At 63.4% G+C, this 26,156-nt stretch carries 23 protein-coding genes; 8 read left to right on the top strand and 15 right to left on the bottom strand.

All coding sequences use genetic code 11. The annotated features are described in order from the left end of the window. Positions 1-23: 23 nt before the first annotated feature. A complete protein-coding gene (gene zapE / locus ECTHA_RS0100550; RefSeq protein WP_025281095.1) occupies positions 24-1,112 on the top strand; it encodes a cell division protein ZapE in 1,089 nt (362 codons plus the stop codon). 13 nt (positions 1,113-1,125) lie between these two features. Here zapE and hypE read toward each other — a convergent pair whose 3' ends face one another. The 6 genes from hypE to rnhB all read right to left on the bottom strand — a co-directional run bounded on the left by hypE (position 1,126) and on the right by rnhB (position 9,813). After that, positions 1,126-2,136, bottom strand: coding sequence for a hydrogenase expression/formation protein HypE (gene hypE / locus ECTHA_RS0100545; RefSeq protein ID WP_025281094.1), 1,011 nt, complete (start codon positions 2,134-2,136; stop codon positions 1,126-1,128). After that, a complete protein-coding gene (gene hypD / locus ECTHA_RS0100540; RefSeq protein WP_025281093.1) occupies positions 2,129-3,232 on the bottom strand; it encodes a hydrogenase formation protein HypD in 1,104 nt (367 codons plus the stop codon). Before hypD ends, hypE begins: the two co-directional genes overlap by 8 nt. After that, a complete protein-coding gene (gene tilS, locus ECTHA_RS16370) occupies positions 3,216-4,514 on the bottom strand; it encodes a tRNA lysidine(34) synthetase TilS (RefSeq protein WP_025281092.1) in 1,299 nt (432 codons plus the stop codon). The genes hypD and tilS overlap by 17 nt, the downstream gene beginning before the upstream one ends. A gap of 6 nt (positions 4,515-4,520) precedes the next feature. Continuing rightward, positions 4,521-5,477, bottom strand: coding sequence for an acetyl-CoA carboxylase carboxyl transferase subunit alpha (gene accA / locus ECTHA_RS0100530; RefSeq protein WP_025281091.1), 957 nt, complete (start codon positions 5,475-5,477; stop codon positions 4,521-4,523). Positions 5,478-5,562: 85 nt separating this feature from the next. Further along, on the bottom strand, positions 5,563-9,102 hold the full coding sequence (gene dnaE / locus ECTHA_RS0100525) for a DNA polymerase III subunit alpha (RefSeq protein ID WP_025281090.1): 3,540 nt from the start codon (positions 9,100-9,102) through the stop codon (positions 5,563-5,565). A 90-nt stretch (positions 9,103-9,192) separates the two neighbouring features. Next, the gene (rnhB, locus tag ECTHA_RS0100520; protein WP_051582515.1) at positions 9,193-9,813 is read right to left on the bottom strand and encodes a ribonuclease HII; all 621 of its coding nucleotides are present in this window, start codon (positions 9,811-9,813) and stop codon (positions 9,193-9,195) included. A 189-nt stretch (positions 9,814-10,002) separates the two neighbouring features. Here rnhB and ECTHA_RS0100515 point away from each other — a divergent pair, with 189 nt between their 5' ends. The 7 genes from ECTHA_RS0100515 to ECTHA_RS19705 all read left to right on the top strand — a co-directional run bounded on the left by ECTHA_RS0100515 (position 10,003) and on the right by ECTHA_RS19705 (position 16,631). Then, complete coding sequence (locus tag ECTHA_RS0100515; RefSeq protein WP_026623411.1) at positions 10,003-10,965, top strand: Gfo/Idh/MocA family protein; 963 nt, start codon at positions 10,003-10,005, stop codon at positions 10,963-10,965. A 52-nt stretch (positions 10,966-11,017) separates the two neighbouring features. Continuing rightward, positions 11,018-12,112, top strand: a complete 1,095-nt coding sequence (locus tag ECTHA_RS0100510; RefSeq protein ID WP_025281088.1) for a DegT/DnrJ/EryC1/StrS family aminotransferase — start codon at positions 11,018-11,020, stop codon at positions 12,110-12,112. Next, the gene (lpxB, locus tag ECTHA_RS0100505; RefSeq protein WP_275259900.1) at positions 12,105-13,274 is read left to right on the top strand and encodes a lipid-A-disaccharide synthase; all 1,170 of its coding nucleotides are present in this window, start codon (positions 12,105-12,107) and stop codon (positions 13,272-13,274) included. The genes ECTHA_RS0100510 and lpxB overlap by 8 nt, the downstream gene beginning before the upstream one ends. A gap of 52 nt (positions 13,275-13,326) precedes the next feature. Next, positions 13,327-15,195, top strand: coding sequence for a Na/Pi cotransporter family protein (locus ECTHA_RS0100500; RefSeq protein ID WP_025281086.1), 1,869 nt, complete (start codon positions 13,327-13,329; stop codon positions 15,193-15,195). Next, positions 15,170-15,469, top strand: a complete 300-nt coding sequence (locus ECTHA_RS0100495; RefSeq protein WP_025281085.1) for a hypothetical protein — start codon at positions 15,170-15,172, stop codon at positions 15,467-15,469. Before ECTHA_RS0100500 ends, ECTHA_RS0100495 begins: the two co-directional genes overlap by 26 nt. A gap of 93 nt (positions 15,470-15,562) precedes the next feature. Further along, the gene (locus ECTHA_RS18765) at positions 15,563-16,426 is read left to right on the top strand and encodes a PH domain-containing protein (RefSeq protein WP_128571864.1); all 864 of its coding nucleotides are present in this window, start codon (positions 15,563-15,565) and stop codon (positions 16,424-16,426) included. 28 nt (positions 16,427-16,454) lie between these two features. Then, positions 16,455-16,631: a hypothetical protein gene (locus ECTHA_RS19705; RefSeq protein WP_156946774.1), complete on the top strand. Its 177-nt coding sequence runs from the start codon at positions 16,455-16,457 to the stop codon at positions 16,629-16,631. Between the two features lie 27 nt (positions 16,632-16,658). Here the strand turns inward: ECTHA_RS19705 and lpxA are convergent, their stop codons facing one another. The 9 genes from lpxA to uppS form a co-directional block, all read right to left on the bottom strand. Continuing rightward, complete coding sequence (gene lpxA, locus ECTHA_RS0100480; protein WP_025281083.1) at positions 16,659-17,447, bottom strand: acyl-ACP--UDP-N-acetylglucosamine O-acyltransferase; 789 nt, start codon at positions 17,445-17,447, stop codon at positions 16,659-16,661. Then, positions 17,444-17,893, bottom strand: coding sequence for a 3-hydroxyacyl-ACP dehydratase FabZ (gene fabZ / locus ECTHA_RS0100475; RefSeq protein WP_128571863.1), 450 nt, complete (start codon positions 17,891-17,893; stop codon positions 17,444-17,446). The genes lpxA and fabZ overlap by 4 nt, the downstream gene beginning before the upstream one ends. Positions 17,894-17,954: 61 nt before the next feature. Beyond that, a complete protein-coding gene (gene lpxD / locus ECTHA_RS0100470; RefSeq protein ID WP_025281081.1) occupies positions 17,955-19,001 on the bottom strand; it encodes a UDP-3-O-(3-hydroxymyristoyl)glucosamine N-acyltransferase in 1,047 nt (348 codons plus the stop codon). Between the two features lie 5 nt (positions 19,002-19,006). Beyond that, a complete protein-coding gene (locus ECTHA_RS0100465; protein WP_025281080.1) occupies positions 19,007-19,525 on the bottom strand; it encodes an OmpH/Skp family outer membrane protein in 519 nt (172 codons plus the stop codon). A 62-nt stretch (positions 19,526-19,587) separates the two neighbouring features. Beyond that, positions 19,588-21,891, bottom strand: coding sequence for an outer membrane protein assembly factor BamA (gene bamA / locus ECTHA_RS0100460; RefSeq protein ID WP_029762303.1), 2,304 nt, complete (start codon positions 21,889-21,891; stop codon positions 19,588-19,590). Between the two features lie 6 nt (positions 21,892-21,897). Next, complete coding sequence (rseP, locus tag ECTHA_RS0100455) at positions 21,898-23,259, bottom strand: RIP metalloprotease RseP (RefSeq protein ID WP_026623409.1); 1,362 nt, start codon at positions 23,257-23,259, stop codon at positions 21,898-21,900. Then, positions 23,259-24,470 (bottom strand): 1-deoxy-D-xylulose-5-phosphate reductoisomerase, encoded by a 1,212-nt coding sequence (ispC, locus tag ECTHA_RS0100450; RefSeq protein ID WP_025281078.1) that lies wholly within the window; start codon positions 24,468-24,470, stop codon positions 23,259-23,261. The genes rseP and ispC overlap by 1 nt, the downstream gene beginning before the upstream one ends. A gap of 108 nt (positions 24,471-24,578) precedes the next feature. Further along, the gene (locus tag ECTHA_RS0100445) at positions 24,579-25,400 is read right to left on the bottom strand and encodes a phosphatidate cytidylyltransferase (protein ID WP_025281077.1); all 822 of its coding nucleotides are present in this window, start codon (positions 25,398-25,400) and stop codon (positions 24,579-24,581) included. Continuing rightward, entirely contained in the window at positions 25,393-26,145 is a 753-nt protein-coding gene (gene uppS / locus ECTHA_RS0100440) for a polyprenyl diphosphate synthase (RefSeq protein WP_026623407.1), read from the bottom strand. Before uppS ends, ECTHA_RS0100445 begins: the two co-directional genes overlap by 8 nt. Positions 26,146-26,156 lie beyond the last annotated feature (11 nt).

Genomic DNA, 26,156 nt, shown 5'->3' with positions numbered 1-26,156 from the left:
GCTGTCATCACAGAGCCGTTCTCATGCCCCATCACGGTCGCGTGCAACCCGAACACCCAACTGAAATCCAGCTGGATCCCGCTCAGGAACAGGCCCTGGCGCGCTTGCGACGCATCTCGGATGACCTGGAGGCGGCGCCCCGACCGAAGCGGCCCGGTCCGCTGGCCCGCCTGCTGGGGCGTGGTGATGTGCAAGAACCGGTGCGCGGCCTGTATCTATGGGGGGATGTGGGTCGTGGCAAGACCTACCTGGTGGATCGCTTCTTCGATGAACTGCCCATCGAGGACAAGACCCGGCTGCATTTTCACCGCTTCATGCAGAAGGTGCATGCCGAACTTGGCGGACTCAAGGACCAGAGCGACCCCATCGCCATTGTCGCCAAACGCATGGCCCGCGCCCGTCTGTTGTGCCTGGATGAGTTTTTCGTCTCCGACATCACTGATGCGGTCTTGCTGCACCGTCTGCTGGCGGGACTGATGGACAATGGCGTCTGCCTGGTGACCACTTCCAACCTGCCACCGGATGAGCTTTACAAGGATGGTCTGCAACGGGACCTGTTCCTGCCCGCCATCGGGCTGATCAAGAGAAACCTGGAGGTGTTCCATCTGGATGGGGATGTGGACTATCGGCTGCGCAGCCTGCAACAGGCCCGGATTTATCACACACCGTCTGACGAGGCGTCTCGCGAGCGACTGATCAGCACCTTCGACACCCTGGCCCCCGATGCGCCACACGATTGCCGCAATATCAAGGTGGAGGGTCGCAAGATCCCGGTTCAGCGCTGCGCCGACGGTGTGGTGTGGTTTCGCTTCGCCGATCTGTGCGAAGGGCCGCGCAGTCAGGTGGACTACGTGGAGATCGCCCGGGAGTTCCATTCGGTGCTGATCGCCGATATGCCGGTCATGGACAACACCATGGACGATGCCGCCCGGCGATTCCTGGCGCTGGTGGATGAGTTCTACGACCGCAAGGTGAACCTCATCATCGCCGCCGAAGCGCGCCCCGAGGCGCTGTATCAGGGCCAGCGGCTACGCTTCGAGTACCAGCGCTGCGTGAGCCGGCTGCTGGAGATGCAATCCGAGGACTATCTGGCACAGCCTCACCGGCCTTGAAGGCATTCTGTTTTCAGCAGATCCGCGGCAGGGCCTCGCCGGCCAGCCATTCCACATGGCGCATCCCCCCATAGCGGGTCTTCAGGCGAACCAGCCCATGCGCGTCCTCCACCACCTGGCCGATGATGGCCGCCTCCCGGCCCAGCGGGTGATGATGCAGGGCAGCCAGCAAGGCCTGAGCCTGGTGTCCGGGACAGATGGCTACCAGTTTGCCCTCATTGGCCACATTGAGGGGGTCCAGGCCCAGTAGTTCGCAGGCGCCGGCCACGGCCTCCCGAACCGGTAGCTGCGCCTCCTCGATGATCATGCCCACGCCCGACTGCTGCGCCAGCTCGTACAGGCAGCAGGACAGCCCGCCCCGCGTAGGGTCCCGCAGGCAATGAATATCCGGCACGGCCGCCAGCATGGACGCCACCAATTCGTGCAAGGCAGCGGTATCCGATTCCAGGGTTGTCTGGAACTGCAGGTTTTCCCGCAGGGACAGGATGGCCACCCCATGATCCCCCAGGGTGCCGCTCACCAGGATGGCGTCCCCCGGGCGGGCACGGCTTCCGGCGATGTTCACGCCCTCGGAAACCCGGCCCAGCCCGGTGGTGGTGATATACACCCCATCCGCCTGCCCTCGCGGCACCACCTTGGTGTCCCCGGTCACCACGGGCACGCCCGCCTGCCGGGCCGCATCGGCCATGGAGCGGACGATGCGTTCCAGATCCGCCAGGGGAAACCCCTCCTCCAGGATGAAGGCGACCGACAGGGAGATGGGTTTGCCACCACTCATGGCCACGTCGTTCAGGGTGCCGTGCACGGCCAGGCTACCAATGTCGCCACCGGGGAAGAACAGTGGCGTGATCACGTGACTATCGGTAGCCATCACCAGGCGGCCCGGCGGGGAGTCCATTACGGCACAGTCATTGCCCTGGTTGAGCCAGGGATTGTCAAAGGCGCACCGAAACAGATCCTCAATCAACTGGCTCATGGCGCGCCCGCCACTGCCGTGGGCCAGGGTGATGGTGTTCTCAGCCATATCGATAGGCCGCCGCGCAAGCCCCCTCCGAGGACACCATGCACGCGCCCAGCGGACTCTCCGGAGTGCAGCCACGACCAAACACCCGACACGCCCGGGGCTCCATCTGCCCACGCAGGACGGCAGCGCACTGACAAGCGGGATGATCCTCCACCGGGACCACCTGCACGGGAAAGCGCCGCTCGGCATCCAGATCCGCAAAGTCATCTGCAATACCCAGGGCGCTGTGCGGCAATCGCCCCAAGCCCCGCCATGCAAAGCTGGGCCGGGGCAGGAACACCTGGTCCATCAGTGCACGGGCCTTGGGATTCCCCTGAGGAGACACCACCCGAGTGTACTGGTTTTCCACCTCGCACCGACCCGCATGGGTCTGACGTACCAGCATGAGCACCGCCTGCAGCACATCCAGGGGCTCGAACCCGGCCACCACCAGAGGCGTTTGCAGTTCATGAGCCACGAAGGTGTAGGGTTCCAGGCCGATGATGGCCGATACATGTGATGGACCGATCACGCCATTCACCCGCGCTGGCGCACTCTCCTGATCGCCGCTCAGCACGGCGCGCATCGCAGGGGGTGTCAGCACATGGTTGCAGCAGGCAGAGAAATTGCCCAGGGCCTCATCACGGGCCTGCAACAGTGCCACTGCCGTGGCCGGGGCCGTGGTCTCGAAACCGATGGCGAAAAAGACCACCTGTCGATCCGGATGGTCCCGGGCCACCTGCAGGGCATCGGTGGTGGCATACACCATGCGCACATCCGCTCCCTGGGCTCGAGCCCGAAGCAAGGTGTGGCCACCGGAGCCGGGCACTCTCAGGGTATCGGCATAGGTGCACAGGATCACCTCCGGGCGTTGCGCCAGGGCGATGGCCAGATCCACGCGTTCGCCAGGGAGCACGCAGACCGGGCACCCCGGACCATGAACAAACTGCAGATTTTCCGGCAACAGACCGGCCAGGGCGTCCCGGGCGATGGCGTGGGTATGGCCGCCGCAGAACTCCATGAATCGATAATACCGGGCCGCATCCACCTCCCGGGCGATGGCCGCCGCCATCTGCCGCACGGCTCCGGCGTCCCGGTATTCACTCAGATGCTTCACCGCCAACCACCCCGGTCGGGAGATCACAGCACCACAGGCCCCACACCAGGGCAAGACGATCGCCGGCGTATATCAGGGGAATGCGTTCCCGTTCCCATGGGGGGATGCCTGCCTCCTGGAAGAGTTTCTTGAGGATTCGGGTCTGTCCGCGCAGACGGCATGTTTCGCCTCCCCGGCGCAGGTGCACCGTCAGCGGCCATGCAAGGCGGGTAGGGTCCAGTTCATGCAGGCGGGCCATTTCCTCTACCGATAGGGTCATCCCCAGTTCGGGCAGGTGAAGTTCCGTCGTGCCATCCCATGACCATACCCGCCCAGGGTCCACCGGCGGCAATGGCGCCATGGCATGGAGACTGTCCCGATACCCGCGCACCTCTGCCCCGGGCCAGCTCACCCGCAGCCGGGTATCGGGACTGGCATCCCGAATCTGGCGCAACAGGGATTCCAGGCGATTCTGGTTCGGTACCGGCAACCCCTTCTCCTGCAACCAGCCTCTCACGGCGTTGCGTTGCCGGGGCCGGCGCAGGGCACGGATCGCCGGAATCGACAAGGTGCCTGCCACCTCCCCTCGCAGGTCCTGCAGGTCTTCCCGGGCGCGCTCCGCCAGAAGCTCCTGGGCCTCCGCCTGCAGGCCCGCGGCTCGGGCCAGTGTGGTATCCAGGGCCGGCCAACGCTGACGCAGCTGGGGCATCACCTCATGGCGCAGAAGATTGCGGTCCAGCCCCAGGTCGGTATTACTGTCGTCTTCCACCCAGACCAGGTCATGCTGGTGGGCATGGGCCTCGAGAACGGAGCGATCCATGTCCAGCAAAGGCCGACCGTGCCAGCCTGAACCATAGGGCTGCCAGCGGGGCATGGCCGAGAGCCCGGCAGGGCCGGCGCCACGCAGGAGTTGAAGGAGCAGGGTTTCCGCCTGATCGCGGCGGTGATGGGCGGTCAGCAGGGCGTCACCGGGGGCCATCCGGTCGGCCAGTGCCTCATAGCGTGCCCGGCGGGCGGCTGCCTCGGGGCTCTGGCCCCGCCGGGGCCGGGCATCCACGTTCACCACTTCCAGTGGCACCTCCAGGGCATCACAGAGCACCTGGCACTGTCGGGCCCACTCATCCGCACGGGCATGAAGACCATGATGCACGTGCACCGCCCGCAAGCCAGGGGAGCCTGGCGGAGCGTCCAGTTGCGCCAGCCCGTGCAACAAGGCCACGGAATCGAGCCCCCCGCTCAGCCCCACCAACCACCGTCGTGCCGGCGGCAGACGTTCCAGGGCCTGGACGAGGTCCTTGAGCACGGAAGCTTACTCCTTGACCTGTCCGTACTTCATGATGCGCTGATAACGACGCTCCACCAGTTCATCCACATCCATGCACTGCAACTCGTCCAGGGTCTCCTGGAGATTCGCCTTCAAGGTCTGGCACATGGCGTCCGGATTCCGGTGTGCCCCTCCCAGCGGCTCATTGATCACCTCGTCGATCAGTCCCAGTTCCTTGAGCCGGGTGGAGATGATGCCCATGGCCTCGGCGGCTTCGGCAGCCTTTTCAGCGCTCTTCCAGAGGATGGAGGCGCAGCCCTCGGGCGAGATCACCGAGTAGGTGCTGTATTGCAGCATCTGAACCTTGTCACCCACCCCCACGGCCAGGGCGCCACCGGACCCACCCTCGCCCACCACGGTGCAGACGATGGGCGTGCGCAGTTCCGACATTTCCATGAGGTTACGGGCAATGGCCTCGCTCTGACCTCGTTCCTCGGCCCCTACGCCGGGGTAGGCACCGGGGGTATCGATGAAGGTGATCACCGGCAGTGAAAACCGCTCCGCCATCTGCATCAGGCGCAGGGCCTTGCGGTAACCCTCGGGGCGCGGCATGCCAAAATTGCGGAATATCTTCTCCTTGGTGTCACGGCCCTTCTGGTGGCCGATGACCATCACGGGCCGATCCCCCAGGCGCCCGATGCCGCCCACAATCGCCGGATCATCGGCAAAGGCGCGATCCCCATGGAGTTCCTCGAAGTCCGTGAGCATGTGCTGCACGTAATCCAGGGTGTAGGGCCGTCGCGGATGACGGGCCAGCTGGGCAATCTGCCAGGCCGTGAGCTTGGAGAAGATCGACTCGGTGAGGCTCTTGCACTTGGCCTCCAGACGGGCGATCTCATCCTGGATGTTCACTTCCGCATCATCACCCACGAACCGGAGCTCTTCGATCTTGGCTTCCAGTTCGGCGATAGGCTGCTCAAATTCAAGGAAATCCGGGTTCATTCGATGACTTGTCGGTTGGTGTGGGAAAGGGGCATTGTACACGCGGGGAACTGACTCGTCTCAAGTGCATCGCAGCATCTTGATCTCACCGGTAGACAATCCGCACTGACTCCTCCCCCAGCAGCTCTCGCAGGCGATGAATCAGTTCCTCACTGGGGCGCACCTGCCAGCGGGCCCCCAGCCGAAAGCGCGCACTGGCCTGGTCGTTGCAGTAACTCAGGTAGATGGGGCATGGTCCCTCGCTGAACGGCTCCAGATGCGCGTGCAGCCCCTCGAGAAGGCCCGGACTGGCCTTGCCGTTCACGGACAACTCCACACGTTTGGCAAACTGTTCGCGGGCCTGGTCCAGGTCCATGATCTGACGGCAGCGCATCCGCACATTGCCACTGAACTCGTCGATGCCGGCACTGCCCTCCACCACCAGCAGTCGGTCCTTGACCAGCAGACTCTGATAGCGTTTGTAGTCGTCGCCGAACAGACCCACCTCCACCCGGCCGCTGCGGTCATCCAGGGTGAGGAAGGCCATGCGTCCGGAGTTGCCGTTGCGGGTGCGGATGGCCACCACCAGACCGGCAACGATCACGGTCTGCTCCCGCTGCCGACCCCGGCCATAACCACCGCCCTCGCCGTTGCCACCCCCATTGCCGCCACCATTGCCAGGGGCGCTGTCGGCCAGGTCGCTGAGCAGATCGGCGATGCGCTTGCCGGTGATCTGCGCCAGTTCGGCCTCATAGCGGATGATGGGATGCCCCGTGAGGTACAGGCCCAGGGTTTCCTTTTCCGCCAGCAGGCGACTCTCTTCGTCCCATTCCGGCCATTGCTCGGTCGCCGTCACCTCCGGTGTCGGGGCGACCAGATCCCCGAACAGGTCCTCCTGCCCCATGCTCTGATCCCGCAGGTATTGCTCGGCGCGGGACAGCGCCTGGGGCAGTGTGTGCATCAGCGTGGCCCGATTGGGGCCGATGGAATCCAGGGCGCCAGCGCGGATCAGGGCCTCCAGGGTGCGCCGGTTGATCTTCTGGGAGTCGGCGCGCATGCACAGGTCATCCAGGCTGCTGAACGACCCGCCCTGGTTACGACTGTCCAGGATCACCTGAATGGCCGATTCCCCTACGCCCTTGATGGCGCCCAGCCCGTAAACGATGGTGCGCGCATCGCGCACGGTGAACTCGTAGCTGGAGGCATTCACGTCCGGCGGGATCACCTCCAGATTCATGGAACGACACTCGTCGATGAGATTCACGATCTTGTCGGTGTGATCCATGTCGGCGGAGAGCACCGCCGCCATGAAGGCCGCCGGATAATGGCATTTGAGCCAGGCAGTCTGGTAGGAGAGCAGCGCATAGGCCGCCGAGTGGGATTTGTTGAATCCGTAACCGGCGAACTTCTCCATCAGGTCGAAGATGTAGGTGGCGGTGTCCGCCTCCACCCCTTGCTCCACGGCGCCCTTCTGGAAGATCTCCCGCTGCTTGGCCATCTCCTCGGGCTTTTTCTTGCCCATGGCTCGACGCAGCAGGTCAGCGCCGCCCAGGCTGTAGCCAGCCAGCACCTGGGCGATCTGCATCACCTGTTCCTGGTAGAGGATCACCCCATGGGTGGGCTTGAGGATGGGCTCCAGGGCCGGGTGGGGGTATTCCACCTTGGCCCGGCCGTGCTTGCGGTTGATGTAGTCATCCACCATGCCCGATTGCAGCGGGCCAGGGCGGTAGAGGGCCACCAGCGCGATGATGTCTTCAAAATCATCGGGTTCCAGGCGCTTGATGAGATCCTTCATGCCCCGGGATTCCAGCTGGAAGACCGCTGTGGTCTCCTGGCGCTTGAGCAGGCTGAAGGTATCCGGGTCCTCCAGGGAGACATCGTTGATGTCCAGCAGATCCTCGCCGTTTTCCCTGCGCCGGGCATTGATGTTGTGCACCGCCCAATCGATGATCGTCAGGGTGCGCAGGCCCAGGAAGTCGAACTTCACCAGACCAATGGCCTCCACATCGTCCTTGTCGAAGTGGGTGACCACCCCCTGCCCGCCCGGCTCGCAGAACAGGGGCGAGAAGTCCGTGAGCGTGGTGGGGGCGATGACCACGCCGCCAGCGTGCTTGCCGGCATTGCGAGCCACCCCTTCAAGTTTCAGGGCCAGGTCGATGAGATCGCGGACTTCCTCGTCATCCTGGTAACTCTGACGCAGGTCCTCCTCCTGCTCCAGGGCCTTGTCCAGGGTCATGCCGATCTCCATGGGGATCTGCTTGGCGATCCGGTCCACAAAGCCGTAGGGATGTCCCAGGACCCTGCCGACGTCGCGCACCACCGCCTTGGCCGCCATGGTGCCGTAGGTGATGATCTGCGAGACCTTTTCCCGACCATAACGACGGGCCACGTACTCGATGACGCTGTCCCGCTTCTCCATGCAGAAGTCCACATCGAAGTCGGGCATGGACACCCGCTCCGGATTCAGAAAACGCTCAAAGAGAAGCTCATAACGTATTGGATCCAGGTCGGTAATCTTCAGGGCATAGGCCACCAGGGAGCCCGCCCCGGAGCCACGCCCCGGGCCCACCGGCACGCCGTTGTCCTTGGCCCACTGGATGAAATCCGCCACGATCAGGAAGTAGCCGGGGAACCCCATCTGGCAGATCACGTCCAGCTCCACCTCCAGACGGTCCTTGTAGGTCTGGATGCGGGCCTCCCGATCCGGATCATCCTCGGCCACCAGACGGACCAGGCGCTGCTCCAGCCCCTTGCGGGACTCACTGCGAAAATACTCGTCGGTGGTCATCCCGTCAGGGATGGGGAACTGGGGTAGATAGTTTTCCCCCAGGGTCAGCGTGAGGTTGCAGCGCCTGGCGATCTCCACTGTATTTTCAAGGGCTTCCGGCACATCGCTGAAGAGCTCTGCCATCTCTTCCGGGGTGCGCAGATACTGCTGCCGACTGTACAGACGTGGCCGTCTCGGATCGTCCAGCACCCGGCCATCGTGGATGCACACACGGGCCTCATGGGCGTCGAAATCCTCGGCCTTGAGGAAGCGCACATCGTTGGTGGCCACCACCGGCAGGCCACGGGTGGCAGCCAGTTCCACCGCCGCGTGCAGGTAATCCTCCTCGCCCTCTCGCCCGGTGCGGACCAGTTCCAGGTAGAAGCGCCCCGGAAAAAGCCCTGCCCAGTGATCGCACAGGGGCGGGGCCATGTCCGGCTGGCTGGACAGCAGGGCGCGACCCACTTCCCCCTCGCGCGCGCCGGACAGGGCGATCAATCCGCGACAGGTCTCCGGGGTGAACCAGTCTCGCTCCAGGATGGGAGCACCGCTTTGCTGGCCTTCCTGATAACCCCGGCTGATCAGGCGCGTGAGGTTTCCATAGCCTTCGTTGTCCTGGCAGAGCAGGACCAGACGCGTGGGTGGCTCTCCAGGCTGCGGTGCCGTCACCCAGGCATCGGCGCCAATGAGGGGCTTCACCCCGGCCTTGAGCGCGGCCTTGTAGAACTTGACCATGCCAAAGAGGTTGTTCTGGTCCGTGACCGCACAGGCCGGCATGCCGTTGGCCCGCGCGGTATCCACCAGGGCACCGACGCGCACCAGGCCGTCCACCAGGGAGAATTCGGAATGCAGATGGAGATGAACAAAACTGGGTGTCATGGGTGCCGTGGGGCTGCTGGGTCGAGCTGGACAGTCGTGGAGTATAAGGCCAGAGGGGGGCCCTTGATCCAGCCTTGCGGCCAGGGAGGCTCAGCGCATCCCGGCTTCCCGGACGGGAGCGAAACTGCGGCGATGGCATGGACTGGGGCCCAGCCTGACCAGGGCATCCCGATGGGCCCGCGTGGGGTAGCCCTTGTGGGTGGCCAGCCCGTAACCGGGATGGATCTGATCCAGGTCGGCCATCAGGGCATCCCGGTGAACCTTGGCAATGATGGAGGCAGCGCTGATGCAGGGGGCGCGGCCATCCCCCTTCACCACCGGGTAGGCGGCACAGTTGAGTTCAGGGCAGCGATTTCCGTCCACCAGTGCGATGGCTGGCGGTCGCGTCAGCGTGGCCACAGCCCGCCGCATGGCCTCGAGAGTGGCGCGCAGGATGTTCATCTCGTCGATCTCCCCCGGCGTGCAAAGGGCCAGGGACCAGGCGAGGGATCGCTCACGAATCAGCACCGCCAGCGCCTCGCGGCGGGCCGGTGTCAGGGACTTGGAGTCCATCAACCCGGCAATGGGGCGGGCAGGATCCAGGATCACGGCGGCAGCCACCACCGGGCCGGCCAGGGGGCCGCGCCCCACCTCATCCACGCCGGCCACGTCGTTTTGTGCCAGCAATCGGGTCAGTTCCGCTTCCGTCACCACAAGGCCCTCACGATCCATTAAAATGATGCCATCAACAATCAATTAAGCAGGTCAGCCAAGGCAAAGCCAGCCCCACGGGCATCAGCGGCATGGATGCATGGCCAAGCGGCCCGGCGCCCCACGACGGTGTATCCTGGCACCCCACGACTGGCCGTTCCACACGCACCGTCCCGGAAAATCCCTGGAAAACCGAACCCTGGAAAACCCATGACTCCAACCCGATGCGCCGTCATCGGCGTCGGCTATCTCGGCAAGTTTCACGCCCAGAAGTACGCCGCCTTTTCCCACGCCGATCTGGTCGCCGTGGCCGATACTGACGCCGAGGCGGTCGCCCGGGTGGCGGCGGACTGCGACTGTCGCGGGGTGACCGATTACCGGGAGCTGCTCGGTGAGGTGGACGCGGTGAGCATCGCCGTGCCCACCACCCTGCACTATCAGGTGGCGCGGGACTTCCTGGAGCGAGGTACTCATGTACTGGTGGAGAAGCCCATCACCAGCACCGTGGAAGAGGCGGCGGAGCTGAACCGCATCGCCCGCGAGCACAATGCCATCCTGCAGGTGGGGCATCTGGAACGCTTCAACGCCGCCCTGCTGGATCTGGCCGACCAGCGCTGCCCCCCCCTGTTCATCGAATCTCACCGGCTGGCCCCCTTCAAGCCCCGGGCCACCGACGTGAATGTGGTACTGGACCTGATGATCCACGATATCGACATCATCCTGGACATGGTGCGCTCACCGGTAAAATCCGTGGCCGCCAGTGGCGCCAAGGTGCTATCCGAGGCGCTGGACATCGCCAATGCCCGTATTGAATTCGAAAATGGCTGTGTGGCCAATGTCACCTCCAGCCGGGTGAGCCTGAAGAGCGAGCGCAAGATGCGCATCTTTCAGAAGAACGCTTATGTCTCTGTGGATTTCCAGAATCGCGGCCTGTCCATCCACCGCCTGGGTGAGCGAGAGATGTTCCCCGGCATACCGGAAGTGACCACCGAAACCAGCATCTTCGAGGAAGGCGATGCCCTGAAGACCGAGATTGCCGCGTTCCTGGAAGCCGTGCGGAACGGTGGGCCGGTGATTGTCTCCGGCGAGGATGGGCAACGCGCCCTGGAAACCGCCATTCGCATCACCGAGCAGGTGCGCCACGGCGCCCATGTGCTGGGCGAGGACTGCTGAGCCCCTCGCCCGATCGTCCCAACACCCGATTCGTTTGCAGAAGGACCCCACCATGATCCCCATGGTCGATCTCAAGACCCAATACCAGCATCTCAAGAGCGACATCGACGCCGCCGTGCAGGGTGTGCTCGACAGCACCCATTTCATCCTGGGCCCCAATGTTCAGACTCTGGAGCAGGAACTGGCCGATTATCTGGGCGTCCAGCACGCCATCACCTGCTCCTCGGGCACCGACGCCCTGCATCTGGCCCTCAGGGCTGCCGGCATCGGGCCTGGAGACGAGGTGATCACCCCTGCCTTCACCTTCATTGCCACCGCCGAGGCCATCCGTTACGTGGGTGCCACACCGGTATTCGTGGATATCGATCCCCACAGCTTCAATATTGATGTGGAGCAGGTGCGTGGGGCCATCAATGACAAGACACGCGCCATCATGCCGGTGCACCTGTTCGGCCAGCCCGCCGACCTGGACACCCTGAAACAGCTCTGTCGGCAACACGACCTGATGCTGCTGGAAGACTGCGCCCAATCCTTTGGCGCCCGGGTGGGCGTTCAACAAACCGGGGCTGCGGGCGATTTCGGCTGCTTCAGCTTCTTCCCCAGCAAGAATCTGGGGTGTTACGGAGACGGCGGCCTGGTGACCACCCGTGACGCGGCCCATGCGGCCATGCTGCGCAATCTGCGCAACCATGGCAGCGACATGCGCTATCACCATGACCGCATCGGCTACAACAGCCGCCTGGACGAGATCCAGGCGGCCATCCTGCGGGTGAAACTGCCCCATATCGACGACTACAACTTCAGCCGCCGCCGCGTCGCCCATCGCTACAACGAACTGCTGGCCGGTACCGGCGTGTCCACGCCCTTTGAAGACGGTCTGGGCACCCATGTGTTCCACCAGTACACGATCCTCAGCGATCAGCGGGATGTCATCATGAAGGCCCTGCAGGCCGAACAGATCGCCTGCGCCATCTACTATCCCATCCCCCTGCACCGTCAGAAGGCCTTTGCCGACACCACCGCCGGAGTGAACCTGCCGGTGACCGATTCGGTGGCCGCGCGCTGCCTGTCCCTGCCCATCTATCCGGAGTTGCCCGATGCATCCATCGAGCGCATCACCCAGGTCATCCGGGGCGCCCTTGACTGAGGCCGGCCAACCCCTGCACGTGATGGTGGTGGCCGGAGAAGCCTCCGGTGACCAGCATGCGGCCGCCATGGTCCGCGCCCTGGAGGACCTGAGCCCGGGCAACCGCTACACGGGCATGGGCTGCAATGCCCTGCGTGAGGCCGGTGTGGAACTGGTGGTTGACGCGCGCCGCCTCGCGGTAGTGGGCCTGTGGGAGGTGATCGCCCAGTACCGGGAGATCCGCCGTGCCCTGAACGTCCTCAAGGAACGCCTGCACAGCGATCCGCCGGACCTGCTGGTACTGGTGGACTATGTGGAATTCAACCTGCGCCTGGCCCGGGCGGCCAAGGCGCAGGGCATCCGCGTGCTGTTTTATGTCAGCCCGCAGATCTGGGCCTGGCGACCCCACCGGGTGAAGCGCATTGGCCGCGTCATCGACGCCATGGCCGTGCTGTTCCCCTTCGAGGTGGAGGTCTACCGGCGTTACGGGATCCCCGTGCGCTACGTGGGCAACCCGCTGGTGGACAGTGTCAAACCCTCGGGGAGTCGCCAGGAGATCATGACCTCTCTAGGACTGGACCCCCAGCGGCCGGTGATCGGTCTGTTACCGGGCAGCCGTTCCGGTGAACTGCGACGCCACCTGCCCATCATCATGGAGACCTGCCGCTGGCTAAGGGCACGCCACCCGGACATTCAGTGGGTGATGCCCCTGGCACCGGGGGTGGATATCCAGTCCGACATCACACCCCACGTGGATGCCTCGCTGGGCATTCATCAGGTGATCGGCCAGGCCCATGACGTGATGTCGGTGAGCCGGGCCCTGATCATCGCCTCGGGCACGGCAACCCTGGAGGCCGCCCTGCTCAAGACCCCCATGGCCATCATCTATCGCGTCTCGCCCATCACTCATGCCATCCTCAAGCGCATGATCCTCATCCGGGACATCGGCCTGGCCAATATCGTCGCCGAAAAACGTGTGGTGAGGGAGTTCGTGCAGGATGAAGCCAATGCCGAGCAGATCGGTATGGAAGTGGAGAGACTGCTCATGGATGAAGCGTATCATGGGGAGGTGGTGGCCTCTCTGGCCGAGATTCGCGAACGTCTGGGCGAAGGCGGAGGCTCGGACAAGGTGGCCCGCATGGCCCTGGAATTGATACGGGAAGGCACGCTGAAGGAAACGTGAATCACGCCGCCTGCCCGGTGCCCACAACCGTGAGGACAGCAACGCCTTGAAGATGCACATCCACCTGCTGGACCCGCGTCGCTACTGGCTCCTGGTGGTGTTCATCATCCTGGGCTATGGCTTCTGGGTGAGCCCGCATTTCAAGGAGATTGCCGCCGGCGTGGCCCTGTTCCTGTTCGGGATGATCTCCCTGGAAAAGGGCTTCAAGGCCTTCACCGGCGGCGCCCTGGAGCGGGTGTTGCGCCGTTCCACCAACCGGCTGTGGAAAAGCATCGCCTTCGGCATCGGCTCCACCACGCTGATGCAGTCCAGCACCCTGGTCTCCCTGATCACCATCTCCTTCGTCAGCGCCGAGATGATCACGCTGGCGGCGGGGATCGGCATCATCATGGGCGCCAACCTGGGCACCACCACCGGGGCCTGGCTCATCGCCGGGCTGGGGCTTCGGGTGGACATCGCCGGTTATGCGATGCCCGCCCTGGTGTTTGGCGTGGTCATGCTGCTGCAGCGCTCCAAGCTGGTGAAGGGCCTGGGGTACCTGGCTCTGGGCGTGGGGTTCCTGTTCCTGGGCATCCATTACATGAAGGAGGGTTTCGAGGCCTTCCAGCAGGCCTTCGAACTTTCGGCCTACGAGGTGCCCGGTCTTTGGGGTGTGCTGCTGTTCACCGGAATCGGTGTGCTCATCACGGTGATCATGCAGTCCAGCCACGCCACCCTGCTGGTGATCATTGCCGCCCTGGCCGCCGGCCAGATCACTTACGATGCGGCCCTGGCACTGGCCATCGGCGCCAATCTGGGCAGCGCCGTCACCACCGCCATCGGCGGCATGACCGCCAACCTGGGCGGCAAGCGCCTGGCCATGGCCCATGTGATCTTCAACATCATGACCGCTGCGGTGGCCATTGCCCTGATCGAACAGATGGGCTGGGTGGTGGATCAGCTCAGCGTGCTCATGGGGATCCAGGACGATCTTCTTCTCAAGCTGGCGCTGTTTCACACGCTGTTCAACCTGCTCGGGGTATTGCTGCTGGCCCCCTTCATCAAGCAACTGGAATGGGCGCTGCTGCGCTATGTGCAATTCACCCCCAAGTCCCGGGCGCAACCGCTTTATCTGTACCCGGGGGCCCTGGAAACGCCGGCCAGTGCCCTCACCGCACTGCGCAAGGAGGTGGGGCACTTATATGACAATGCCCACGACCTGATCGCCCACGGTGTGAGTCTGCGGCGCTCCGTGATCGCCTCGGACGACTCCCTGACGGAGGCGGTGAAGAAGACCCACCGGATCATCCCGCTGGACGTGGATGATGTGTACGAGCACAAGGTGAAGAGCCTGCATAACGAGGTCATCGCCTTTGCCAGCGAGATCCAGGGCAGGGAGTTGTCCGAATACGCCATCAATCAGGTCTACGCCCTGCAGCAGGCCAGCCGGGACATCGTTGAGGCCGTGAAGGCCACCAAGCACCTGCACAAGAATCTGTCACGCTACGGGCTGTCCTCCAACGTGCCGGTGCGGGAGGGTTATGACGACATCCGCCTGCGCATTGCCCGGGTGCTGCGGGAGATACGGCAATTGCGGCAGCAGGACCCCGAAACTGTCACAAGCCTGTCACTGGACTCCCTTAGGCTATGCATGGAGAAATCCGGTCGCCGATTCACCTCGGATATCAACCGGATGGTCCGTAGCCGGCGATTATCCCCCGCCATTGCCACATCGATGCTGAACGATGAGAAGTATGCCTCTGAGGTGTGTGAAAACCTCCTGGAGGCGGCACAGGCACTGCTCCAGACCGGTACACTGGCTGAGCAGGCCGCGGAGGGGGCGCTGGCGCTGGACGCGAGCGACATCGAGCGGATGGCCAGTGCTGAACCTGACTCACCCCAACCGGATCATACCCATGGCGACGAAAAAACTGCTCGCTAAGCTGGGCAGGTTCCTGGATGCTGACCGAGCCTCGCAGCGTAAGGAGATTGACTCCATCCGCAAGGTGCTCAAGAAGCTCAAGCACAAGGAGCGAGACCTGCGCGAGAAGCTGCCCAAGGCTCCCGCGGGCGAGGAGCGTGACGAGATCGCCGCCAAGCTGGAGGTGATCTACGCGCAGCGACGCAAGGGCCTGGATCGGGTGAAGGAACTGCGCGGCGTCGACAAACCCGAGAAAGGAGAGGGTAAGGCCGAGGACCAGATCAAGGACTCGTAACCGCCGATACAGGGACAATCCGGTGGATACTCAGGCAAAATAGGGCAATCCCCCAAAGGGGAAAATACTCAAGATGCCCACCGGAGTCTGGCCTTGAACGAAAAGCGCAAAAAAAGGAGCTTCTGGAGCCGCTGGCTTCCCCACGTGCTGTTCTGGTGCACCCTGCTCAGTCTCATGGGGTCGCTTGTCTTCCTGGGCCGGGCGGCCCTGTTCTCCCTGAGCCTTTTTATCGTCCTGTTCCCCATCACCCTGATCGTGATGCTGGTCCGCTGGTGGCCTTCGCGCCCCTGCCAGTCGCTGCCCAATAGTCGACGGTGGAAACGGCGACTGAATTTCGTATCCGCTGGGGTGCTGGTGGCCGCCGCCATCAACGTGTTCGCAGGGCTGAACTTCTTCGGCACGCCCTTGGGCACCACTCTGCTGGTTGCGGGTACGCTGCTATTGCCGGCTGCCATGGTGGCTGCCCTGGTGTCCTTCTCCCTGAGTCGTGACGAGGTCACCGAGGACCTCCTGGAACCTGACGAGGATATCCTGTTCCGCGCCGACACCCACTGGGCCATCTTTTTGCCGCCCATCCAGCTCCTCACCTTCTGCATCCTGCTGGTGTTGGGTCCGTTTGGCCTTGGGGGTGAAGTGGTTGCCGCCGTGGTGTATGTGGTGATCGTACCGGGGGTCATGGCCCGCGCGCTGGCCATCTTCCTCAATACCGAGGTGTCCGTCACCGACCGACGATTGATCACGGTGACAGGCACACTCTTTCGGAGGAAGCGCACGCTGGAACTTGACCACATCCGGGCTGCCGGACTGTCTCAAGGCCGGCTGGGCCGACTCCTGGGCTATGGCAAGGTGGGCATCATCGGTCGCGACGGTGGCAGCATCAAGCTGCCCGGGATCGCCGATCCCATGAGCCTGCGGGACATGCTGGACCCGACCCACACCACTGCCCCCAGCATCTGAACACGCCCTGCAGCGAGGAGGTCACACCGTGAAAGTGGAAGTAACCGTTGAACTGGACGTTAACCTGAGCAAGGTGAAACTGGCTGACGTCAAGAGCCTCGCTGAGCGCCTGATTGCTCCCAATCAGGTGGAGGCGGTGGAAAGCGTGCGCATTCTGGATGTGCGCCTCAAGGACAAGGATTCCGGATCAGGGGGCGGGCAATAGCAGGGGCTCAACCCCGTCCCTGATTCCTCAGCCCTCGCCGCGACGACCGGAACGGATGATGCCGCGAGGGCTGTTCTGGATGAAGTCCACGAAGGCGGCCACCTCCGGATGAGCCTGGACAAGAGGAGCCACGGCCTCAAGCCCCTGGGACCGATCCCGGCCCCGAACCAGCAGCTTGAAGGCCCGATGCAGGGCGCGCACCGCCTCAGGTGATACACCACGCCGCTTCAGGCCCACCTTGTTGATACCCACCGCCCGGGCATAGTTGCCGCTGGCCAGGCAGTAAGGCGGCAGATCCCGGTTCAGGGCGGCCCCCATGCTGGTGAAGGCCTGAGTACCCACCCGGCAGAACTGATGCACCAGGGTAAAGCCACCCAGGATCGCCCGATCCCCCACATGGCAGTGGCCTGCCAACGAGGCGGCATTGGAGAACACCACGTGATCGCCCACCTCGCAGTCATGGGCAATGTGCACATAGGCCATGATGAGGTTGTCCGACCCCACCCGGGTGCAGCCTCCACCCTTCGGGGTGCCGCGGCTCAAGGTAGTGAATTCGCGGATGATATTACGATCACCGATCACCAGGCGGGTTGGCTCACCCCGATAGCCGATGTCCTGAGGTGCTTCCCCCAGAGAGGCAAACTGGAATACCTGGCAATCCTCCCCCAGGGTGGTGTCCCCGTTGATCACCACATGGGGACCGATCCAGGTGCCTCGACCGATCTTCACGTCGGGCCCTATGATGGAAAAGGCGCCAATGCTGACGCCCTCTTCTATCCGCGCGCCGGGGTCCACAACGGCACGGGAGTCAATCATGATTCCACGTCCTTGCCCGCACACATGAGTGTGGCCGTGGCAACCACCTTGCCATCCACCTTGGCCTCTGCCTCAAAACGCCAGATGCCACGCACGGTACGCACATGCTTCACGTACAGGTGCAGCTGATCCCCAGGCTCCACCTGGCGACGGAAACGGGCTTCGTCGATGCCCACGAACAGATAGAGCTGCTGCTTGTCACCGGACTCGCCGCTGTGTTCCTGAGTCTTGAAGGCGAGCAGACCGGTGGTCTGAGCCAGGGCCTCCAGGATGAGCACACCGGGCATCACCGGACGAATCGGAAAGTGCCCCTGGAAATAAGGCTCGTTGAAAGAGACATTCTTGATGGCATTCATGTAATCACCGGGTTGATAGTCCAGCACCCGGTCCACCATCAGGAAAGGAAAACGGTGCGGCAGATATCGCAGCACCTCATGTATGGTCATTTGATCCACATTATTGTCCTGTTCTTATCCGAGAAAAACCGCATTGCGGCGATGAAAGGCCTCAGCGACGCTGCCTGCCATTCGGATCGCCCCCCTGCTCGAGCCCCCTCACCCTGCGAAAAAGCTCCCCCAGCCGCCGCAGATGAGCCAGGCTTCGATTCCATTCCCGGGCGGGTGCCTGAGGCATGCCGGAAGAATAGACCCCGGGTGCCCGTATGGAATGCGTCACCAGCGTCATGGCGGTCACGGTGACATCGTCCGCGATCTCCAGGTGCCCCAGTATACCTGCACCACCACCGATGCCGCAGCGCCGGCCAATACGCGCACTGCCAGCAATGCCCACGCAACCGGCCACGGCGGTGTGCGCCCCGATGACGACGTTGTGCGCCACCTGGATGAGGTTATCCAGCTTGACCCCATCCTCGATGATCGTGTCATCCAGAGCACCCCGGTCAATGGTGGTGTTGGCGCCCACTTCCACATCGTCACCGACCAGCACACTGCCCACCTGCGGGACTCTGAGCCAGGCTTCCCCCTGCCGGGCGAAACCAAAGCCATCCGCGCCGATGACCGCCCCCGGTTGCACCAGGTTGCGTCTTCCCAGCCGCACTCGGGGGCCCAGGGTCACTCGCGCCACCAGTCGCGAACCCTCGCCCACCTGACATCCTTGCTGGAGTATGCATCCCGGCCCCAGGATCACCCCCGGCCCCACAAGGCAATCAGCCTCCACCACGCACTGCGGGCCCACCTCGGCCGTGGGATGCACCTGGGCCTGATCGCTGACACAGGCGCTGGGGGCAATGCCGGGCAAGGCCACGGGATCCGGATGAAGACATCGTGCGGCCCGTGCATAGGCCACATGGGGCTGCTGGCACACCAGGGCCGGCACGGGGCAATGGGGCAGGTGTTCGGGGGAGAGGATCACTGCACCGGCGCGAGTGCGGATGAGTGCGTCCTGATAACGACGATGGGTCATGAAGGCCAACTGGCCCGGACCAGCCCGTTCCAGGGGGGCCAGCGAATGCATTCGCGTACCCGGCTCACCCCCCTGCAGTTCGGCACCCAGAGACTCTGCGAGCTCGCCAAGCGTGATGACGGTCCCCGTCATCCCCATCAACCACCGTTCCGATGCTGCCGGCGCAACTCGTCCAGCACCTTGCTGGTGATATCGATACGATCGCTGGCAAACAGGACGGTGCGTTCGGTCACCACGAGATCCACGCCCTGCTCTTTCGCGATCTCCAGGATCACGTTGTGCACCAGTCGCTGCAGACGGGCCAGTTCATCATTGCGGCGAACGTTCAGGTCTTCCTGAAACATGTCCTGGGATCGCTTGAACTCTCGGGAGCGGTTGCGAAATTCCCGCTCCAGTTCAAGACGCTCTTCTGAACCCATGATGTCCGTATCCCGCTCCAGGCGCTGCTGCAAGCGACGCAATGCGTCACGCTCGGCCACCAGTTCCGCATCCCGGGGGGCGAATTCTTCCTCCAGGGCACTCAGTGAGGCTTCCGCCTGGGGCGACTGATCCATGACACGATTGATGTTCACAAAGGCAATGGAACCTGCCCCCAGCGCGAGCCCGGGCATGATCAGCACCAGGACCAGCACCAGTCCGGTGATGATTCGCGACATATGACTCTTCAAACCCTTTCTCCGCGGCTATGGGGACGCCCGTGCAGTGGGTCCACCGGATCTCAGAAGGAGGCGCCAATGTTGAACTGGAACGACTGCAGGCGGTCACCAGGCTCGTCATTTAACGCCTCGGCCAGACTGAAAGTCAACGCGCCCACCGGCGACAACCAGGTCATGCCGACGCCCACCGAGGCACGGATCTCGTCCGCCTTGAAGTCATCGTAGCTGGGATAGACCTGCCCTGCATCCAGGAACAGACTCATGCGGACGTTGGGCGCCTCCTCCATGAAGGGCGGCGGGAAGATCAACTCGGCCCCGCCCAGCACCCGGAAGTTGCCGCCGAAGGGGTCATCGCGGCTGTCACGGGGGCCCAGGCTGAGATCCCGGTAGCCACGCACGGAGCGCGTACCGCCGGCAAAATACTTCTCGAAGAACGGCAAATCCGACGTATCCCCGTAAGACTCCCCATACGCCACCTCTCCGGAGAGCTTGAAGGTGAGGTTATCCCGCACCGGCACGAACAGCTGGTTACGGTAGTCGATCTTGTAATATTCCAGATCGCTACCGGGCAGGGAGAATTCCAGCGTGCCCCGTTGCAGATTGCCCTTCTCCGCGAACACCGTGCGGTTACGGGTATCGTGACTGAGGCTGGTCGTCAGGGTGTAAAGGTCGAACCGATCCCCCTCGGTCTCCAGATAGTCGAAGATCTCGTCGGGCGTGTTGTCCGAGGTGAGAATCTCCACGCTCTCGAACCCGGGCGTGATCCGGAAGGTGTTGTACTCGGTCAGCGGGATGCCATAAGTGACATTGGCCCCGAACCGGTTGGATGAGTAACGGGAGATGTCAGCCCGGAAGGCATCCGTTTCCCGATAGAAGATATTGAAGCCCCGGCTGACGCCGTCAATGGTGTAATAGGGGTTGGTATAGGAGAGGCTGTACAGGGTGCTCACCCGGCTGGTATTCACGGCCAGGGAGACCCGGTTACCCGTACCGAAGAAGTTTTCCTGGGAGAGACTGGTGTTGAACAGAACCCCCTGGCTCTGGGAATAACCCGCACCCACCATGAAGTTGCCCGACAGGCGCTCGCGCACGGTGATGTCCAGATCCACCTGATCCTCCGTGCCGGGAACGCGGCGGGTTTCCACATTCACGTTTTCCACATACGAGAGCCGCTGCAGACGCACCTGGGAGCGATCCACGTTGGATGCGGAATACCAGCCCCCCTCCATCTGTCGCATCTCGCGGCGGAAGACTTCATCCCGGGTACGGGTGTTACCGCTGAAATTGATGCGCCGCACGTACACCCGTTGCCCGGGGTCCACGAAAAAGGTCAGCGCCACCGTCTGATTCTCCTCATCCAGTTCGGGGATGGGATTCACGTTGGCGAACGCATGGCCCTCATCGCCCAGACGGTCGCTGATGGCGTTGGCACTGCGGGTGATGCGGCTGCGGGAAAAGGTGTCCCCGGGCTGGATGTCCAGCAACTCACGAAGCTCTTCCTCGCTGACCACCAGGTCGCCTGCCAGACTCACTTCGCTGATGGAGTATTGATCACCCTCATCGATATTGATGGTGACGTAGATGTCCTTGCGATCCGGGGTGAGCGTGACCTGCGTGGAGTCAATATTGAAATTCACGAAACCCGAATCCAGATAGCGGGAACGCAACTCCTCCAGATCCCCCGACAGGCGCTGGCGGGAATAATGGTCACGTCGGCTGAAGGGGTTGTACCAGGGTGGCGCCCCGGAATCAAAACGGCGGGTCAGCTCCCGGTCGGTATAGGTCTCGTTACCCACCAGATTGATCTGCTGGATACGGGCCACCCGACCTTCGGCAATATCAATGACCACATCCACGCGGTTGCGGGGCAGCTCGTCCACTTCCACATCCACCTGGACGTTGTACTTGCCTCGGGCAAAATACTGCTGCAGCAACTCGTTCTCCATCCGCTCGAGCACGCTGCGGTTGAACACGCGGCCGCGGGCCATGCCCACCTGCTGCAGGGCATCCATCAATTGATCGGTCTTGATGTCCCGGTTGCCACTGATGCGAATCTCGTTGATGGCCGGGCGCTCTTCCACCATCACCACCAGCACCCCGTCACGCCGCAGCAGCGAAACGTCCGAGAAGAAGCCGGTACGATACAGGGCACGGATCACCTCGGCACTCTGGGCCTCATCGAAGGAATCCCCCACACCCACCGGCAGGTAGCTGAAAACGGTGCCGGCAGCGATGCGCTGCAGACCCTCCACTTCGATATCCTCAATGACAAACCGCTCATTGCTGGCATGCAGGATGGTGGGGGTACTGGCCAGGGCAATGGCCAGGCCCGTGCCGGCGATCAGACGTCGCACCTCAAGAAACATTCAGATTCAACCCAGGATTCGCATGAAATCGTTGTAAAGGGCCAGTGACATCAGCATGGCAATCATCACCAGGCCGATGCGCTGACCGATGGCCTCCACCGTTTGTGAGACCGGACTGCCCTTGATGATCTCCACTAGGTAATACAGCAAGTGCCCCCCATCCAGTATCGGTATGGGCAGCAGATTGATGATGCCCAGGCTGAGACTGACGATGGCCAGAAAACTCAGGAATGCGGAAAAGCCGATGACCGCACTCACGCCGGCATATTCGGCAATGCCCACCGGGCCAGCGATGTTGCTGGCTGCGGCCTCCCCCGTGATCAGACGCCACATCACCCGCAGGGTCAGCACCGACATATCCCATGTCCGTTCCAGACCCAGGGCAATGGCGGTGAAAGGCCCGTAGCGCACCTGCCGCTGCATGGCCTCGACCGCCTCATCGTCCATGCGGGGCCAGGCGCCGATCTGACCGATCCGCTCTTCTCCGTCGTTGCGGACCTCGGTCCGCAACGTGAGCGTGATGGGAGATCCATTCCTCTGCAGGCGAACCTCCAGTGTTTCGTCAGGACGCGCCCGGACATACTCCACCCAGGCCTGCCAACTGGAAATGGATTCACCGTTCACGCTCAGGATGCGGTCCCCGGGTCGTACGCCGGCACGTTCAGCCGCCCCATCCGCCAGTACCTCACCAAAGACCGGCTCGGACCAGGGCCGCCAGACTTCCATTCCCAGTTTATCCAGCAGCGGCCCATCCGCCAGCAATTGACGCCGATCGGTGAGATCCAGCGTCCGCCACACTTCCTGCCCCCCGGCCGTGCGCACCAGCACATCAACCTCACGGGCATCCAGGCCTTTTTCGAGCAGATTCAGGGCCACGAGTTCCCAGGTGGGCGTGGATTTGTCTTCCACCCGCAGGATCTCATCCTGGCGTTCAAAGCCCGCCTGTTCTGCCAGGGACCCTGGCATCACCTCACCCACCAACGGCTTCACCCCCGAGACCCCAACGATGAACATCAGGGTGAAGGCGGCAATGGCGAAGAGGAAATTGGCGGTGGGCCCGGCAATCACGATGGCGATGCGACGCCAGACGTTCTGGCGATTGAAGGCACGAGGCAGGTCCTTCTCGGCAACAGGCTCCTCACGCTCGTCCAGCATCTTCACGTACCCCCCCAGGGGGATCGCGGCAATCACGTATTCGGTGCGGTCCTTGCCAGCCACCCGTCTCCAAAGAGGGCGGCCGAAACCCACGGAGAAACGCAGCACCTTCACACCGCAGCGACGCGCCACCCAGTAGTGGCCGAACTCATGCACGGTGACCAGCACCCCGATGGCCACCACAAAGGCCAGAACGCTGATCAAGAAGGTCATCAGGCGGTGACCCGCCGGCCAAGACCACCTGCCGTGACAACCGCACGGGCCACGGCGCGAGCCGCCTCATCGGCCGCCAGGACCTCCTCCAGGGTATCCGCCGTGCCCAGTTCCATGGTCTCAAGGCAGTGGGATATCACCCGGGGAATGTCCGTGAAGCGAATGCGTGCCTCCAGGAAGGATTCCACCGCCACTTCGTTGGCCGCGTTGAGGATGGCCGTGGCAGTGCCCCCCGCCTCGAAGGATTCGTAGGCCAGGCGCAGGCACGGGAAGCGATCCATGTCGGGTCGTTCGAAATCCAGCCGGGCCACCTGCACGATATCCAGGGGATCCACACCGGAGGCAATGCGTTCCGGCCAGGCCAGTGCATGGGCGATGGGTGTGCGCATATCGGGGTTGCCCAGCTGTGCCAGTACCGAGCCATCCACATAGGACACCATGGAGTGAATCACGCTCTGGGGATGCAGTACCACCTCCACCTTGTCCGGCTTGGTATCGAACAGCCAGCAGGCCTCGATCAGTTCAAGTCCCTTGTTCATCATGGAGGCGGAATCCACCGAGATCTTGCGCCCCATCACCCAGTTGGGATGCGCGCAGGCCTGCTCCGGGGTCACAGCCTCCAGATCCGACGCGGCATAGGCACGGAAGGGGCCACCGGACGCGGTCAGCAGAATGCGTTCCACGCCGACACGCCCCAGACCTCGATCGAAGTCGCCCGGCATGCACTGGAAGATGGCGTTGTGCTCACTGTCGATGGGCAGCAGTTCTGCGCCGCTTTGACGGATCTGGTCCATGAAGATGCGCCCGGACATGACCAGGGCCTCCTTGTTGGCCAGCAGCACCCGTTTACCCGCCCGAGCCGCGGCCAGGGAGGGTAGCAGGCCGGCACCGCCCACAATGGCTGCCATCACATAATCCGTTTCCGGCAGAGCGGCCACATGCGCCAGGGCTTCGGGCCCCGACAGGGCTTCGGTGTCCAGCCCGGCCGCCTTCAATCCGGCGGCCAGGGCGCCTTCGTGTTGGGGATCGGCCACCACGGCATAGGCGGGTCGATGGGCGCGGCATTGTTCCACCAGGCGCTCCACATTACCGTTGGCCGTGAGGGCCACGGCCCGATAGAGTTGGGGATGGCGCGCCATCACGTCCAGGGTGTTGACGCCGATGGTTCCGGTGGCGCCGAGAACGGTCACGCCCTTGGGGGAAGCAGCCATGGAAAGACTCCCGGTACTCATACAGTCAGGTTGACGCGGACGGATACCGCCGGCGTGTGCGAGGCCAGGGATCGGGTGATTGGAGAAATCCCGGTCCCTCGCCGAGCGCTATCTTGCCATAATTCCGGCCCACAAGAGACCGATCAGGAAGACCGGCGCTGCGGCCGTGAGGCTGTCGATGCGATCCATTATCCCACCATGCCCCGGCAACAGGGTACCGCTGTCCTTGGCTCCCGCCTCCCGCTTGACCAGGCTCTCGAATAGATCGCCAGCCACCGAAATCAAAGCAGTGATCACACACAGGGCCACGAAATAAAACCACAACCCGGGTTCCACACCGAAGCCCCAGGCACCCAGCAAACCAAAGGGCACGATGGCGGCGATGGCCCCGAGCAGGCCCTCCCGGGTCTTGCCGGGACTGATGGACGGTGCCAGCTTCACCCGACCGAAGCGCTTTCCCGTGAAGTAGGCCGCCGTATCGGCGGTGGCAGTGAGCAACACCAGATACAGCACAAGAAGCGGCTGGACTTGATGAAACCAGACCAATGCGGCCCAGGCGGGGATCAGGGTCAACGCCCCTGCCAAGGCCAGCCCGTACCGACGCAGGGCCCGACGCTCCCCGGACCCTGGCTCGTAGAGGGCCAGCATCACCAGCACGCAGACCCACCAGATGACTCCAATGGCCACGGGCCAGAGATGCACCTGCACGAAGACCAGCCACCAGGTGATGCCTCCCAGAACGGCCAGGCCTCCCACGTAGGCGGCGCGCACCCGGGTTTCATCGAGCCCGCACAGACGACTCCATTCCCAAGCGCCTAGCAGCGTCACCGCCAGCATGACCACCGCGAAGACGGAATTGGGCAGCAGCAACACGGCCGCCACGACGGCCGCCGCCAGGATCACGCCGGTCATCACTCGTTGTTTAAGCATCCCCCGTCCCCACGACCTGTTCCTGGATATGCCCGAAGCGCCGCTGACGCCCGGCGAAGTATTCAAAGGCCCGACCCAATTCATCTTCGTCGAAATCCGGCCAGAGCACATCGGTAAAGAACAGCTCGGTGTAAGCCAGCTGCCATAACAGGAAATTACTGACGCGCTGTTCGCCTCCGGTACGCACGAACAGATCCGGCTCAGGCAGACCCGCTGTGGACAAATGCCTGTCCATGACTTCGGGGGTGATCTGCTCCGGTTCAAGCTCCCCGCGGCGCACCCGTTCAGCCAGCGCCGCAGCGGCGTTGGCGATGTCCCAGCGCCCGCCGTAGCTGACCGCCACCACCAGCTCCATACGCTCATTGCTCCGGGTACGCTCCTCGGCATCGGCCATGCGCGCCTGGAGCTTGGCGGAGAAGGTGGTGCGATCGCCAATGAAGCGAAGGCGAATGCCCTTCTCCACCAGTTCCGGTACCTCGCGGCCGATGGAACCCACGAACAGATCCATCAGCGTGCCCACCTCCTGACGTGGGCGACGCCAGTTCTCGCTGCTGAAGGCGAACAGGGTCAGAACCCGGACGCCCTGCTGGGCGCAGTAACGCACCGCCATCCGGGCAGCGTTCACACCCTGACGATGACCTTCTGTCCGGGGAAGCAAGCGGGAGCGGGCCCACCGTCCATTGCCATCCATGATGATGGCCACATGGCGCGGCGTGCCCGCGGCATTCACGGGAGATTGGCTCACTGCGTCTTGAT

The organism is Ectothiorhodospira haloalkaliphila ATCC 51935, from assembly GCF_000633935.1.
Taxonomy (GTDB): Bacteria; Pseudomonadota; Gammaproteobacteria; order Ectothiorhodospirales; family Ectothiorhodospiraceae; genus Ectothiorhodospira; species Ectothiorhodospira haloalkaliphila.
The sequence above is the reverse complement of the archived record's forward strand: the minus strand, read 5'-3'. Positions and strand labels throughout refer to the sequence as shown.